We start from the raw sequence: 12,660 nt of genomic DNA on the forward strand, positions 1-12,660 counted from the left end.
TGAAACTACGCGTCCGCCGGAATAAAAGGCGGATGGTAAATGGCGGTGCTCCAGTGGCGGCTGCTGGCGTGCTTCTCGGCCAGCCAGCCCTGTTTACGCAGCTGTCGGGCGATCAGTTTATTCATAATGCCGTGCCCGGCCAGCAGCACGTTGCCGCATGCCGACAGCGCAATCAGCTTTGCGGCTGCCTGCTGCGCCCGCTGTTCCGCCTGCTGATAAGACTCCACCGTTCCGGCATAGCCACCCAGCCACATCAGGCGCAATATCAACAGCCAGAAGCCGGGAGGAAGATGGGGATAGCCCAGCCGCATTACGGGCAGGGAAACTTCGCTGAACAGCGGATCGACGTCAGCCGCTTCCAGCCCCAGCTTCTCCAGCGAGGAGCGTGCGCGGGGCAGCGGGCTGGCCACAATATAGTCCGCCGTGGCGGCGACCTGGCGACATCTGTCCGGCGGCATATCCTCTACCTGCGACATATCGTATGCCTCGCACCACGCTGCCATAGCCAGCGCGGGCAGACGACCGCCCTGAGGATGATCGGGTTTACCATGGCGCATCAGGATAATAGTCATCGGTTTCCTCAAAGGTAACGTTAAGAACGGCAGCGCGCTGAGAAACCCGGGCCTGCCGATCGTTAACCTGTCATCCGGCTGCAATCTGTCAGCGGTAGAGTGCAGCCGCTGATGCCAGCGCGAAAAGCGCAATAATTGTACTTAAGTAAACGCTTTGCATGGTTTTTTGGCAAAAAGCCGTATGCATAAATTTTTACGTAAATTAACTTTATGATTTAAAACAAATTATATCATCTCTTTTTTTGATGAATGTGAAGAAAGGCTAATTTGTTTCGTCAGGTGGCTTGATTTATCTACGCGCGTAGATACAATGGTGGCGCGTAGGAAATTCACGGTGACGAGGCTTGTTTGTCCAGTGAAGGTCAAATTTACTTTACGTTTTAAACGACTGATACCTTAAATCAGCGGATGCAAAGTAAACAAAACGAAGTCCAACACCAGGGAACCCGTTACTGACCTTTAATCATGGCTCAGCAAAAGCACGTCCTCACTGGCGGATCGCCCACGTAGCAGGTAGCCAGGGAAGGCGATACAGACCTCCTCAGATCAGGGAATTTTTCATGTTGACACAAAGCACCCCGCAGGACGCTGTTTCCGCAGCGGATGCGCGTCTGGCCACGCCGGAAGGGCGTAAGGATTTCTGGCGGGCGACCTTCTCCTGCTGGCTCGGCACCGCGATGGAGTATGCGGACTTCGCGCTTTACGGCCTGGCGGCCGGCATCATTTTCGGCGACGTATTCTTCCCCAACGCCACGCCCACCATGGCGCTGCTGTCGAGCTTTGCCACCTGGTCAGTCGGCTTTATCGCCCGTCCCATCGGCGCGCTCTTTTTTGGCTGGCTGGGCGATCGCAAAGGCCGCAAGATGGTGATGGTAACTACCATCATCCTGATGGGCCTCTCTACCACCCTTATTGGTCTCATTCCCGGCTATGCCACTATCGGCTTCTGGGCACCGATCTGCCTGGTGGTTTTACGCTTTACCCAGGGGTTTGGCGCCGGGGCGGAACTCTCCGGCGGCACGGTGATGCTGGGAGAATATGCGCCAGCCAAAAAGCGCGGTCTGGTCTCCTCGATTATCGCGCTGGGCTCGAACAGCGGTACGCTGATCGCTTCGCTGGTATGGCTGGCCGTGGTGCAGATGGATCAGGCGCAGCTACAGGCATGGGGCTGGCGCGTGCCTTTCCTGTGCAGTTCGCTGATTGCGCTGCTGGCGCTGTGGATCCGTCGTCACCTGAAAGAAACGCCGGTATTCGAGCGTAAAAACGCAGAGATGCAGGCGGCGCGTGAAGGCAAGCTGGTGATGTATCAGCCTGCTGCCGACCGCAGTTTCTGGCAGCGCAGCCGCTCGTTTCTGGTGATGCTGGGTCTGCGCATCGGCGAAAACGGCCCCTCCTATCTGGCGCAGGGCTTTATGATCGGCTACGTGGTGAAGGTGCTGGCAGTGGATAAATCGGTAGCGACCTCGGCGGTATTTATCGCTTCGCTGCTGGGATTCCTGATTATTCCTTTTGCGGGCTGGCTCTCTGACCGGTTTGGTCGCCGTATCGTCTACCGCTGGTTTTGCCTGCTGCTGATCCTCTACGCTTTTCCGGCTTTTATGCTGCTGGACTCCCGCGAACCGGCTGTCGTGATGGCGGTGATCGTCACGGGCATGGGATTAGCCTCGCTGGGGATTTACGGCGTGCAGGCGGCCTGGGGCGTAGAGCTGTTTGGCGTAAAACACCGCTACACTAAAATGGCGACCGCCAAAGAGCTGGGTTCTATCCTCTCCGGCGGCACGGCGCCGCTGGTTGCGGCGGCGCTGCTATCCTGGACCGGCCACTGGTGGGCGATTGCCAGCTATTTTGCCGTGATGGCGGCTGTGGGATTTCTGACCACGTTTGTGGCGCCGGAAACCCGGGGCCGCGATCTTAACGCGCCGGAAGATGCCATCTGATATAACGCGGGCGGGTTGCGCCGCCCCGTCAGGAAAAAGAGGTGACACGTTGGCGAGACAAAGTTCTGAGAGGGCGACGCGTGCCGATGTAGCCAGAGAAGCCGGCACCTCTGTCGCGGTGGTCAGCTATGTAATCAACAACGGGCCGAGGCCGGTGGCGGAAGCGACCCGGCTGCGCGTGCTGGAGGCGGTGCGGAAAACCGGCTATCGCCCTAACAGCCTGGCGAGAGCGCTGGCGTTGGGCACCACCAAAACCTACGGGCTGGTGGTGCCGGATATTGGCAACGCGTTTATCGCCTCTTTCGCGCACGCCCTGCAGCAGGAAGCGTTGAGCAACGGTATGGTGATGCTGCTGGGCGACGCGGGCAACAGCCGCCAGCGCGAGCTGGAGCTGATCAACAATCTGCTCAGCCAGCAGGTTGACGGCCTGTTTTACAACAGCGTCGATCGTCATCCCTATATCGATATTATCCAGGCCAGCGGTACGCCGCTGGTGATGCTCGATCGCGTCGATCCGGCGCTGAACGTCAATATTCTCCGCGTGGACGAGCGTGAGGCGGCACATCAGGTCACCACGCATTTGCTCAGCCACGGCTACCGGCAGGTTGGCATAATCAGCGGCCCGCCGGAGATGTATAACGCGCAGGATCGTCTGGCAGGCTGGCGTCAGGCGCTGGCGGATTTCGGCATCCCGGCGCGGCCCGAGTGGATTTTTCCGGCAGCCTACACGCGCGAGGGCGGCTATCTGGCGACAAAGAAAATGCTGCGCGGCGGCACGCTTCCCCGTGCGCTGTTTGCCTCTAACGAGCTACAGGCTATCGGCTGCGTGCGGGCGCTGGCAGAGCAGCGACTCCGCGTGCCGCAGGATATGGCGCTGGTCTGTTTTAACGGGACGGAGCAGTCGGCTTTTCATGTGCCTTCCCTGACCACGGTACGCCAGCCTGTGAACGAGATGGCGAAAAAAGCGCTGGCGATGCTGGCCGCGCCGCAGAGCGAGGTGCAGCTAAGCGAGTTTTCACACCAGCTGCAGATTGGAGAATCCTGCGGCTGTGGCCCTGTTTCCGCGACGGTGCAGAACTAATGAAAAGAGTAATAATCGACTGCGATCCGGGCAACGGCGTGGTCGGCGCGAACGTGGACGATGGCCTGGCGCTGGCTTTGGCGATCGGCTCGCCCGGCATCTCGCTGGAGATGATCACTATCGTGGCGGGCAATACGCCGAGCCAGACGGGTTTTAACGTGGCAAAGGCGCTGTTAGCCAGGCTTGAGCTGGACGTGCCGGTCTACAAAGGCGCCGACAGGGCGTTAGCGGAGCCGCCGCAACCCTGGCGCGAGGCGCTGGATAACCGCGTCTGGCACGCGCAGCTGGCGCACTTTTGGCAGGATGTTCGTCCGCCCCGCGCCTGTCAGGCGCCGGACGAAGAGGCCGCCGATGCGATGGGACGGCTGATTTGCGCTAATCCCGGCAAAATCACGCTGGTGGCGATTGGGCCGCTGACCAACGTCGCGCTGGCGCTGGAACGCTATCCGCAAATGGCGGAATCCGTGCAGGAAATCGCCATTATGGGCGGCGTTTTTGCGCTCGACGACTTTATCAAAGATACCAATTTTGGTCTGGATCCTGAGGCGGCGCGACGTGTGCTGACCTGCGGCGCCTGTATTACGCTGGTGCCGATGGACGTCACTACCCGCACGATGCTGACCCATGCCGATCTGCAACGGATAACCGCGCCTGATACGCCGCTGGCGGGATTCGTTGGTGAAACGCTGCGGCCCTGGCTCGACTATTCCATGCAAACCCGCAGGCTGCCGGGCTGCTGGATCCATGATGCGCTGGTAGTGGCATGGCTGATCGATCAGCGCGTCGCCACGGCGGCGGATTATTATGTCGACGTGGAGCTGCGGCCGGGCATGACGCGTGGAAAATCCTGGCGCTATCGTCTGCCGCTGCGGGTCGATACGGCCGTGGGCGAGCCGACCGGCGGGCTGGCGCACGTGCTGCAAACGGTGGATAACGCCAGGCTGCTGGCGATGCTGGAGCAGGCGCTGGCGGGGTAGGGGCGTTCAGGCCGCCCCTCTGTGCGCCAGGAAATCGGCCACGGAAACCACGCGGCTCAGTTCTTCCTGGGTGCGGGCATCGTTCTCTATCTCCCAGATATCAAGGCTGTTCTGAATGTTTAACCAGAACGTGATACTGGTATCAAAGACGGCGGCAAGCCTGAACGCCATATCGGGCGTCAGCTTACGGTTGTTATTCACCAGCGCGCTGACTGAATTGCGATGTACGTTGAGCATCTCTGCTAAATCATTGATTTTCAGATCTAAAGGCTCCTGGTACTCGTACAGCAAAATATCTCCGACGCTGGTGGCGCGTAGCCTGTTTCATTAGTTTCTCCAAATCAACGTTGCGCTAACGGTATGTTTTATAACGATGTGGATCCAGATACAGATCGACCGCTTTGCCATCGAGCCACTTGAATATAAGTCCGTACCGTTCGTTAACCCGCAGCGAAGAGTAGCCTTTTAGCGGCGGCCTTAATTCTTCATATCTGTTGCCCGGCGGCGATCGCAAATCTTTACAGGTGACGGCCGCATTAATCATATCCAGTTTGCGCGCCAGGGCCGACTGAATATCAGCCGGGATAAGACGGTGCGACTTGTTATACAGGAAAAAATCCTCCAACCATTTGTCCCGAAAACTGTCGATATTTCTCAGCATTTTTGCCACCTCCGTGTGACGCCCGGCCAATCCTTTATTGCACACCTGCACTGTGCGCAAGTGCAGGTGTGTCTGACGCAAACGGCGCGCGCTAGCTTTTTGCCCGCTGCCAGCGTAGCGCGTCAATCAGCAGCAGCAGCAGCAGGCTGATGCCCATCACCGGCAGGCTGACCGCCAGCGTCGCGATGCAGACCAGCAGCAAAAAACGCGCGCTCAGGCCGAGTCGCCGCCAGTGATAGATCAGCGTTTCCGCCGGATGACAGCCCCGGGCGGCGGCAGGGCGGCGCAGCCACCACAGACGATAGCCGAGCACAATCATTATGCAGAGTCCCAGCCCAAACGCTGCCAGGATCAGCTGGTTGGGCAGGCCAAACAGCACGCCCATATGCGCATCCACGCCCCAGCGGGTCAGTTTTGCCAGCAGGCCGAACTGCGCAAAGGTCACTTTGTCCATCACGCGAAAGCTGGCCGGATCCACCGCTACGCTGTCCACCTTCGTCGGCCAGCGGCGGTCGATCTCGCTGACGATCCAGGCTTTGTCGGCTTTCGTGGTCGGACGGATTTCTATTTTCTCTGCCCGGATCCCGGCAGCGCGCGCGGCCTGCACCACGCCGTCAAACTGCGCTGGCGTCATCGCCACGGCGGCCGCTTCCGGCATGACCATGCCCGACATGCCGTGATGCGCGGATGAGGTCATATGATGCCCGGCGTGTTCGTCCATCGGGCTGGGTTTATCGGGCAGTAGCGAGGTATTGACGGCAGGTGTCATCCAGCCGAAATAGGCACGCAGGGCGGAAATATTATCGCCCGCCCAGCGCGACCAGGTCAGGCCGGTGGCGGAGAAGAACAGCAGACCGAGCAGCAGTATTACCCCCAGCGTGCTGTGCCAGTAGCGCTGACGCAGGATCGGCTGACCGCGTCCTTTAGCGCGGCGTGGCGATCGGCCCGTCGCCCACAGCAGCACGCCGCCAAGGGCCGCGACCCACAGCCAACTGGCGGCCAGCTCGCTGTAGTTTCTGCCGAGGTCGCCCAGCAGCAGATTACGATGCAGATAATCCAGCCAGGTACGCAGCGGCAGCACGCCGCTGGTGCCGTAAACCGGCAGCATGCCGCGGATTTCCAGCGTGGCGGGATCGACAAAAACAGCCGTGCTTTCGGAAGGCCCGGAGGTCGGCGTGGTGAACATTACGCGCGTGGTCTCGCCCGGCGCCGGCGCGGGACGCACGGCGGCGATCGGCAGATCGGCACCGACAAAATCCTGCGCCACGCGTACCTGGTCGGCGAGCGGCCTGGCCGGTTCCGCATTATCGGTAAACAGCTGGTGGCTATAGAGCGCATTTTCCAGCTGCGGCGTCAGCACATAGATCGTGCCGGTCAGGGCGGCGACAAAAATAAAAGGCGCAATAAACAGCCCGATATAAAAATGCAGGCGACGCAGCAGCGGCAGCAGCGCGCCGTGAGTATTGGCGGCGCGCAAAGGCTGCGCCAGGCTTTTTTCTGACATAAGAATTCCATCCGCCTGAATCCAGGCATAAGCAGGTGACTGTCGCAAAAGCGACGCTTTTTTAGCGGGACGGCTTAGCGGCGCGGCGGCGCGCGGGGATGGAAAAAGTGGGGAACGAAGCGGGCGACAACGGGCCTGAACAGCGGCAACGCGGGTAGTCTGGCAGCCTGCAGCGACGACCAGAGCGGCGGTAGCCGGGTAAGATCGAGCGGCAGATGGGCCAGCAGCACGCAGTAACCGCAGGCGCTGTCGTCCATCATGGAAAGGGGAGGTCCGCCTTTGGCGCGACCGTTATCTTCCGCTACTGCGGCGCTCTCGCCAGGCATCGCGGACGCGTCGCCGTGTGTCATCCCGGCGTGGCCGATCGTGGCGGCATTGGCCATCATCGCCTCATCCATCGCCATGCCCGGCATCATCATGCTGTGCCACGCAGGCGACGCCACCAGCGATTTAGAAATCACCGGCGCGATAAACAGCAGCATAACGGCAAGCAGGCCAAGCCAGGCGGCAAGGCGGCCACGCCGCATCTTAATCAGCGAAAGGTTTGGCATATCCTCAACGGCAGCGGCGCTATCGAATAAACGGCGGCCAGTGTAGCAAATTCACTCACCTCTGTTGTGAAAAGGTTGCTTACAACCTGAATTAAAGGCTGACAACTGCTTCGGCCCGCAGCAACTTCTTACATGATATAAACAAATGGTTAACATTTGCGCCGCCTTCCCTGGCGGATTTTGCCGTCTGCAAGACAGGAACTTCATATGCTTGACTGGACTTCTACCCAGCGCAACGTGGCCTTTGCCAGTTTTGCCAGCTGGATGCTGGATGCGTTCGATTTTTTTATTCTGGTTTTCGTGCTGAGCGATATCGCGGCGAATTTTCACGTCGGGGTGGCGGAAGTGTCGCTGGCGATCATGCTGACGCTGGCGGTGCGGCCGATCGGCGCGCTGCTGTTTGGCCGTCTGGCAGAGACTTATGGCCGCCGGCCGATCCTGATGAGCAATATCCTGCTTTTCTCGCTGTTTGAGCTGCTCTCCGCCTGGTCGCCCACGCTCAGCACCTTCCTGATTTTCCGCGTAATTTACGGCATTGCGATGGGCGGCGTCTGGGGCGTGGCCTCGTCGCTGGCGATGGAAACCATTCCCGATCGCGCGCGGGGGCTGATGTCCGGCATTTTTCAGGCGGGCTATCCGGCAGGCTATCTGCTGGCCTCGATTATTTTTGGGCTTTGCTATGCGTCTGTTGGCTGGCGCGGCATGTTCCTGATTGGCGCGATGCCGGTGCTGCTGCTGCCGTTTATCTGGTTTAAGGTGCCGGAATCGCCGGTCTGGCTGGCCGCCAGAGCACAGAAAGAAAGCGTGGCGCTGCTGCCGGTGGTGCGTAAGCACTGGAAGCTGTGTTTCTATCTGGTCGGGCTGATGGCCTGCTTTAACTTTTTCAGCCACGGCACGCAGGATCTCTATCCAACCTTCCTGAAAGTGCAGCACGGTTTTGACCCGCATACCGTCAGCCTGATCGCCATTGCCTACAACATTGCTGCGATGATGGGTGGCGTCTTTTTCGGCTCGCTGTCGGAAAGGATCGGCCGCAAGAAGGCGATAATTATCGCCGCGCTGCTGGCGCTGCCGGTGCTGCCGCTGTGGGCTTTTTCCAGCGGGTCGTTCACCATCGGGCTGGGCGCGTTCCTGATGCAGTTTATGGTGCAGGGCGCGTGGGGCGTAGTGCCGACCTGGCTGACTGAACTGGTGCCGGCCAATACGCGCGCGATACTGCCGGGCTTCGTTTATCAGCTGGGGAATCTGATAGCGTCGGTCAATGCAACGCTTCAGTCCGGCATTGCCGAAGCACACGGCAATAATTACGGCCTGGCGATGGCGATAGTGGCCGGAACGGTAGCGGTACTGATTGCGGCTATCGTCGCCTTTGGCAGGGAAACGCAGGGCACAGTCATCACCCGCCAGGAAAATTAAAAGGGCTTCAGTCCGGCGGCTGGCAGACGTCTACCCAGGTGGCGTCGGTCAGCTCCGCCAACAGCCAGGGAGAAATACGCACCGCGCTGTAGATGGAGCCTGCCGCGGGCAGCACTTCGTCATACTGCCGCAGCGACACATCGCACAGCACCTGCAGCGGCGTTTCCAGGCCAAAAGGGCAAACCCCGCCGACGGGATGACCCGTCCAGCTCACCACCTCATCGGTGCTGAGCATCCGCGCCTTCGCGCCCAGCACCGCTTTCAGCTTGCGGTTATCCAGTCTTAAATCACCGCAGGTCACGATCAATATCACCCTGTCTTTTACCTTCAGCGACAGCGTTTTGGCTATCTGCCCCGGCTTGACGTAGTGGGCACGCGCCGCCTGCGCCACCGTGGCGGTACTTTCCGCCAGCTCAATAATGCCGATATCGGGCGCACGCTCGGCAAAGAACTGCCGTACAGACTCCAGGCTCATGCTCCAGCTCCTTAACATTCGGGGCGATAAAGCTGCCACAGAGCGGCCCGGCTGTAAACGGGCAGGAAAAAATTGAGACCTTTCGGGGCGGGAAGGACGGTCAGACGGGCTTGAGCGTGCAGTTACCGCAGCGCTCTACGTCAGGCAGACGATAGCGCTGGCAGCAGGTGCGGCGCTGCATCTCGCCGTCTCGCGGCAGCATGGTGCGGTAAAAAGGATTGTCGGCGCCATCGGCGAGCGAACGCGAGAAGAAAAAAGCGTGTTCCAGCTCGGCACGCAGGCTCTCGCCCAGCAACGGCGCCAGCTCGCCCAGGAACCAGTGCACGGCAAAGCCGGTATTGCTCCAGATCAGCTTGCCGTTGATATCGCCGTGCCGTTCAATTCCGTTTACGATCGGGATCAGGCAGCGCTGGATCAGGCGATCCATCCGACGACGCGGGCCGAGGTAGCGCGCCTCTTCATCTTCCTGCACGTCAATCCAGAAGGCGGCGGGGCGGCCGGTTTCATGAAACTCAACGTGAATATGTTCCGGCGAGCAGTCCAGCGCGCGGTTTTCCAACAGCAGCGCCATCATCAGCGGCGGCAGGAGCAGACCCAGATACCACTGCGCCCAGAGCGATTGCAGCGGTTTGTTTTCCCTTTCCTGGTCGCCGTGAGTGCGATAAATAAAATCGCCGTAGCGCGCGTTGAGCCGGGCGAACGCCTCCGGCTGCGACCACTGCGCCAGCGTCAGACAGCCGGCGGGCGCCGCTTCGTTCAGCCCGATCGTCTCCAGAAAGTAAGCGCGATGCTCGCTGAACAGCGCACGTAGCGAGCCGGCCAACGGGCGATGGCTCTGCAGAAAGATAAGCGGAGAAACAGCTGAATCTGGGGCCTGACGACGAAGTGTGCTCATGGGTTATCCGGCATCAATCTAAGTGGGAAAACAAATGATAATCGTTCTTGATTGTATCTGAGGCATAGCGGACAAACAAGCGTCATTTTTTCCGCCGCCCGAACAACAAAAAGCACAATGTTTTCCGGATAAAATAATTTGTATCAATGTCGCAGACGGGAAAAAATCGTGCAGTAACGATTCCGCAATTTTTGTCCGGCCATTAATTTGGTTTTAGGCCGTCCCGATACAGAAGATAATTACTCAATATATGAATAATAAAAACGCGTAGCAGAATTCACCTTAAAGACGCATAAAGGAATTCTGAAAAAGATGTTTCTGGCGGACTGACTCTTTTTAGTGAATATAAATCAAATAAGGCTGATGCGGAGAGAGGGGATATTAAGGCAAATTTATTTCACCGACCCGAATTGTTCAGGTCGGTGAAAGCATTAAAGCGTGTTGGCGGGTTTGTTCAGATCGTTCTGGCTAAGCGCTTCCCAGGAAAGAATAGTATTCCGCCCCCGATTTTTCGCCAGATAGAGCGCGCGATCGGCATTGGCGACCGCGCTGTCAAAATCCTCATCGATTATTGGGGCAAAGCCCGCGCTGAGGGTAACGTGTGTGGCGACGCGCTCGTTAAACAGATGCGGGATCTCCAGCTCGTGCACGTACTGACGAATACGTTCCGACAGCTTCATCGCGATGGCGTCGTTAACGTTGGTCAGCAGCACCAGGAACTCCTCGCCGCCGTAGCGCGCCACGATATCGCGGGAGCGCACGGCGTCGCGGATGGCGATGGAGACGCGTGCCAGCGCCTGGTCGCCCATCGCATGCCCATAGTTATCGTTGTAGGCTTTGAAATGATCGATATCCAGTAGCAGAACAAAATGGTTACCGGCATGATTATCAAATATATTTTTCAGCCGATTCATCAACCCGCGCCGGTTATACAGGCCGGTTAACGGGTCGAGCATGCTCAGATCGCTCCAGGCTTCTTTCTCTTCGTAGAGCTGGCTGACCAGGCGTCGGGTAAAGCGATCCCGCCGTCTTTGCAGGATATGGTTCAGCGTAAAGCCCACCAGCGGCAGCAGGATAGTGAAGGCGATAATTGCCGTATTCTGGCCGCGATCCAGCACGAACACCGCCACCGAAGGCGGCGCGGTATGCAGACAAAATGCCAGCAGATTATCGTTCAACGCAATGGCCGCGATAAAAAAGGCGCAGAACAGGCTGAGCAGCAAAAAACCGTTATCAAAATAGAAAATTAATTCAAATGTCAGGACAATTTGCCAGGCCCAAAGCAGACCAGTGGTTATCGCCGCGATATTTAATAGCGGAAATTTCCCTCTGGGACGCAAAAATGTCCATAACAATAACAGCCCGCTGAGCAAAGCAATAAGCAGCGTGGGCGCGCCGGTTTTTTCTTTTCTGCTGTAAATATAAAATAAAGACGCTGCTGTGTTTAAAAAGAGAAATAGCATCAGCGAAAGCCGATATTTGCTGTGAAGCAATTCATTATAGCTTTGTAATTTCATTCTTTTCTACTCATGACTGCCTGAATAGCGCACGGCCTGGCCTGAAAAAAGGACCATGCCGGGAAGAGTCTGCTGTTGTTATTATATGGATTTAATAATAGTAAGGCGCCGACAATTTAACACTTAATAACTCTGGTGTCATCATCGGGCGTAAAGGCATGTCAAGAAATCTTGCTGCAAAATGATAGAAGTTCTTATATGCTATTGGTAATCATTATCATTAGTGGCGTAAGCAAAGCGATGCAGACCGCCGTAAAAGCCGCTTACGGCACAGGGGGAACAGGCTGGATGGCAGGAAACAAACTGGAAAGTGCCTGGGGAGCGCTGCTTCTTTGCGCGATTATGCCGCTGATTACGTTAATGAATCTCTCTTTCAGCCAGTGGCGGCTGGTGATGGTGGCCGCGCTGCTGGCGACGGTAGTCATGCTTTATCACAAACGGCTGCGCCACTACCTGCTGCTGCCTTCATGCCTGGCGCTGGCGGGCGGGATGATAGCGATCTCGGTTAATTTCGGCGCCCTGATAAAATAGCGGCCTGCGATAAAGCCAGCGGTGGAATGACGGTGGGAACGTTGGTATCAGGCATACGCCTGCTGGCGCGGCTGGCCAGCTCGACGGGGAACCTGGCGGCGGGAGCATAGCAATCCGCTGCGGCAAAGCGTTATGCAGCCGTCTTGCAACCCCGTGAACGATAAAGCTGTGCAGCAGCATGGCGATGCCGCAGACGACAAATTACCGCGTAGTCGGTGCGTACGGAAGCATAACGGCGAAGCAGGTATCGGCATCAGAAGCAAAAAACAGATCCTGGAAAGAGAGAAGGTAAAAACAGAAAAGGCGTAAGGCGAGAGGATAAAAGCGCAGAAAAGAGAGTTCAACGTGGTGCGAAGAGAGGGACTTGAACCCTCACGTCCGTAAGAACACTAACACCTGAAGCTAGCGCGTCTACCAATTCCGCCACCTTCGCATCGTGTTGAACTTTTTACTCATATCACCGCATTGGTGCGAAGAGAGGGACTTGAACCCTCACGTCCGTAAGAACACTAACACCTGAAGCTAGCGCGTCTACCAATTCCG

At 57.9% G+C, this 12,660-nt stretch carries 12 protein-coding genes, 1 tRNA gene and 1 pseudogene; 5 read left to right on the top strand and 9 right to left on the bottom strand.

Annotated features, from left to right (window positions below; all coding sequences use genetic code 11):
- Nucleotides 1-5: 5 nt before the first annotated feature.
- On the bottom strand, nucleotides 6-572 hold the full coding sequence (locus tag EGK14_RS17705; protein WP_125290412.1) for a histidine phosphatase family protein: 567 nt from the start codon (nucleotides 570-572) through the stop codon (nucleotides 6-8).
- Between the two features lie 560 nt (nucleotides 573-1,132).
- Between EGK14_RS17705 and EGK14_RS17710 the strand changes: the two genes are divergently transcribed.
- The 3 genes from EGK14_RS17710 to EGK14_RS17720 are packed head-to-tail and all read left to right on the top strand — an operon-like array spanning nucleotide 1,133 to nucleotide 4,567.
- Nucleotides 1,133-2,509, top strand: a complete 1,377-nt coding sequence (locus EGK14_RS17710; protein ID WP_125290413.1) for an MFS transporter — start codon at nucleotides 1,133-1,135, stop codon at nucleotides 2,507-2,509.
- Between the two features lie 49 nt (nucleotides 2,510-2,558).
- Complete coding sequence (locus tag EGK14_RS17715; protein ID WP_125290414.1) at nucleotides 2,559-3,590, top strand: LacI family DNA-binding transcriptional regulator; 1,032 nt, start codon at nucleotides 2,559-2,561, stop codon at nucleotides 3,588-3,590.
- Entirely contained in the window at nucleotides 3,590-4,567 is a 978-nt protein-coding gene (locus EGK14_RS17720; protein ID WP_125290415.1) for a nucleoside hydrolase, read from the top strand. Before EGK14_RS17715 ends, EGK14_RS17720 begins: the two co-directional genes overlap by 1 nt.
- 6 nt (nucleotides 4,568-4,573) lie before the next feature.
- Here EGK14_RS17720 and EGK14_RS17725 read toward each other — a convergent pair.
- The 4 genes and pseudogenes from EGK14_RS17725 to EGK14_RS17740 all read right to left on the bottom strand — a co-directional run.
- Nucleotides 4,574-4,882: pseudogene (locus EGK14_RS17725) on the bottom strand (HigA family addiction module antitoxin); the annotation flags it as partial.
- A 37-nt stretch (nucleotides 4,883-4,919) separates the two neighbouring features.
- Complete coding sequence (locus EGK14_RS17730; protein ID WP_199746469.1) at nucleotides 4,920-5,228, bottom strand: type II toxin-antitoxin system RelE/ParE family toxin; 309 nt, start codon at nucleotides 5,226-5,228, stop codon at nucleotides 4,920-4,922.
- Between the two features lie 91 nt (nucleotides 5,229-5,319).
- Nucleotides 5,320-6,732: a PepSY domain-containing protein gene (locus EGK14_RS17735; RefSeq protein WP_125290417.1), complete on the bottom strand. Its 1,413-nt coding sequence runs from the start codon at nucleotides 6,730-6,732 to the stop codon at nucleotides 5,320-5,322.
- A gap of 74 nt (nucleotides 6,733-6,806) precedes the next feature.
- Nucleotides 6,807-7,283 carry a DUF2946 domain-containing protein gene (locus EGK14_RS17740; RefSeq protein WP_233598528.1) on the bottom strand — a complete coding sequence of 159 codons (477 nt, stop codon included), beginning with the start codon at nucleotides 7,281-7,283 and terminating at the stop codon, nucleotides 6,807-6,809.
- 207 nt (nucleotides 7,284-7,490) lie between these two features.
- Here EGK14_RS17740 and EGK14_RS17745 point away from each other — a divergent pair, with 207 nt between their 5' ends.
- Nucleotides 7,491-8,699 carry an MFS transporter gene (locus EGK14_RS17745; protein WP_125290418.1) on the top strand — a complete coding sequence of 403 codons (1,209 nt, stop codon included), beginning with the start codon at nucleotides 7,491-7,493 and terminating at the stop codon, nucleotides 8,697-8,699.
- A gap of 7 nt (nucleotides 8,700-8,706) precedes the next feature.
- Here the strand turns inward: EGK14_RS17745 and EGK14_RS17750 are convergent, their stop codons facing one another.
- From EGK14_RS17750 to EGK14_RS17760, 3 genes are all read right to left on the bottom strand, one after another.
- Nucleotides 8,707-9,174: a YbaK/EbsC family protein gene (locus EGK14_RS17750; protein ID WP_125290419.1), complete on the bottom strand. Its 468-nt coding sequence runs from the start codon at nucleotides 9,172-9,174 to the stop codon at nucleotides 8,707-8,709.
- A gap of 100 nt (nucleotides 9,175-9,274) precedes the next feature.
- Nucleotides 9,275-10,069 (bottom strand): siderophore-iron reductase FhuF, encoded by a 795-nt coding sequence (gene fhuF / locus EGK14_RS17755; RefSeq protein WP_125290420.1) that lies wholly within the window; start codon nucleotides 10,067-10,069, stop codon nucleotides 9,275-9,277.
- Between the two features lie 431 nt (nucleotides 10,070-10,500).
- Entirely contained in the window at nucleotides 10,501-11,586 is a 1,086-nt protein-coding gene (locus EGK14_RS17760) for a diguanylate cyclase (protein ID WP_125290421.1), read from the bottom strand.
- A gap of 240 nt (nucleotides 11,587-11,826) precedes the next feature.
- Between EGK14_RS17760 and EGK14_RS17765 the strand changes: the two genes are divergently transcribed.
- Entirely contained in the window at nucleotides 11,827-12,117 is a 291-nt protein-coding gene (locus EGK14_RS17765) for a DUF1435 domain-containing protein (RefSeq protein WP_125290430.1), read from the top strand.
- A 346-nt stretch (nucleotides 12,118-12,463) separates the two neighbouring features.
- On the opposite strand, the gene EGK14_RS17770 is transcribed toward EGK14_RS17765, so the two are convergent.
- A tRNA-Leu gene (locus EGK14_RS17770) sits at nucleotides 12,464-12,550 on the bottom strand.
- Nucleotides 12,551-12,660: the final 110 nt, after the last annotated feature.

This window comes from Erwinia sp. 198, from assembly GCF_003937915.1.
Lineage (GTDB): Bacteria > Pseudomonadota > Gammaproteobacteria > Enterobacterales > Enterobacteriaceae > Erwinia > Erwinia aeris.

Excerpts from the sequence above, each read along its gene's own strand:
- EGK14_RS17710 (WP_125290413.1), top strand. The coding sequence starts at position 1,133 with ATGTTGACACAAAGCACCCCGCAGGACGCTGTTTCCGCAGCGGATGCG.
- EGK14_RS17760 (WP_125290421.1), bottom strand. The coding sequence starts at position 11,586 with ATGAAATTACAAAGCTATAATGAATTGCTTCACAGCAAATATCGGCTT.
- EGK14_RS17735 (WP_125290417.1), bottom strand. The coding sequence starts at position 6,732 with ATGTCAGAAAAAAGCCTGGCGCAGCCTTTGCGCGCCGCCAATACTCAC.
- EGK14_RS17705 (WP_125290412.1), bottom strand. The coding sequence starts at position 572 with ATGACTATTATCCTGATGCGCCATGGTAAACCCGATCATCCTCAGGGC.
- EGK14_RS17740 (WP_233598528.1), bottom strand. The coding sequence starts at position 7,283 with ATGCCAAACCTTTCGCTGATTAAGATGCGGCGTGGCCGCCTTGCCGCC.
- EGK14_RS17745 (WP_125290418.1), top strand. The coding sequence starts at position 7,491 with ATGCTTGACTGGACTTCTACCCAGCGCAACGTGGCCTTTGCCAGTTTT.
- EGK14_RS17750 (WP_125290419.1), bottom strand. The coding sequence starts at position 9,174 with ATGAGCCTGGAGTCTGTACGGCAGTTCTTTGCCGAGCGTGCGCCCGAT.
- fhuF (WP_125290420.1), bottom strand. The coding sequence starts at position 10,069 with ATGAGCACACTTCGTCGTCAGGCCCCAGATTCAGCTGTTTCTCCGCTT.
- EGK14_RS17730 (WP_199746469.1), bottom strand. The coding sequence starts at position 5,228 with ATGCTGAGAAATATCGACAGTTTTCGGGACAAATGGTTGGAGGATTTT.
- EGK14_RS17720 (WP_125290415.1), top strand. The coding sequence starts at position 3,590 with ATGAAAAGAGTAATAATCGACTGCGATCCGGGCAACGGCGTGGTCGGC.
- EGK14_RS17765 (WP_125290430.1), top strand. The coding sequence starts at position 11,827 with ATGCAGACCGCCGTAAAAGCCGCTTACGGCACAGGGGGAACAGGCTGG.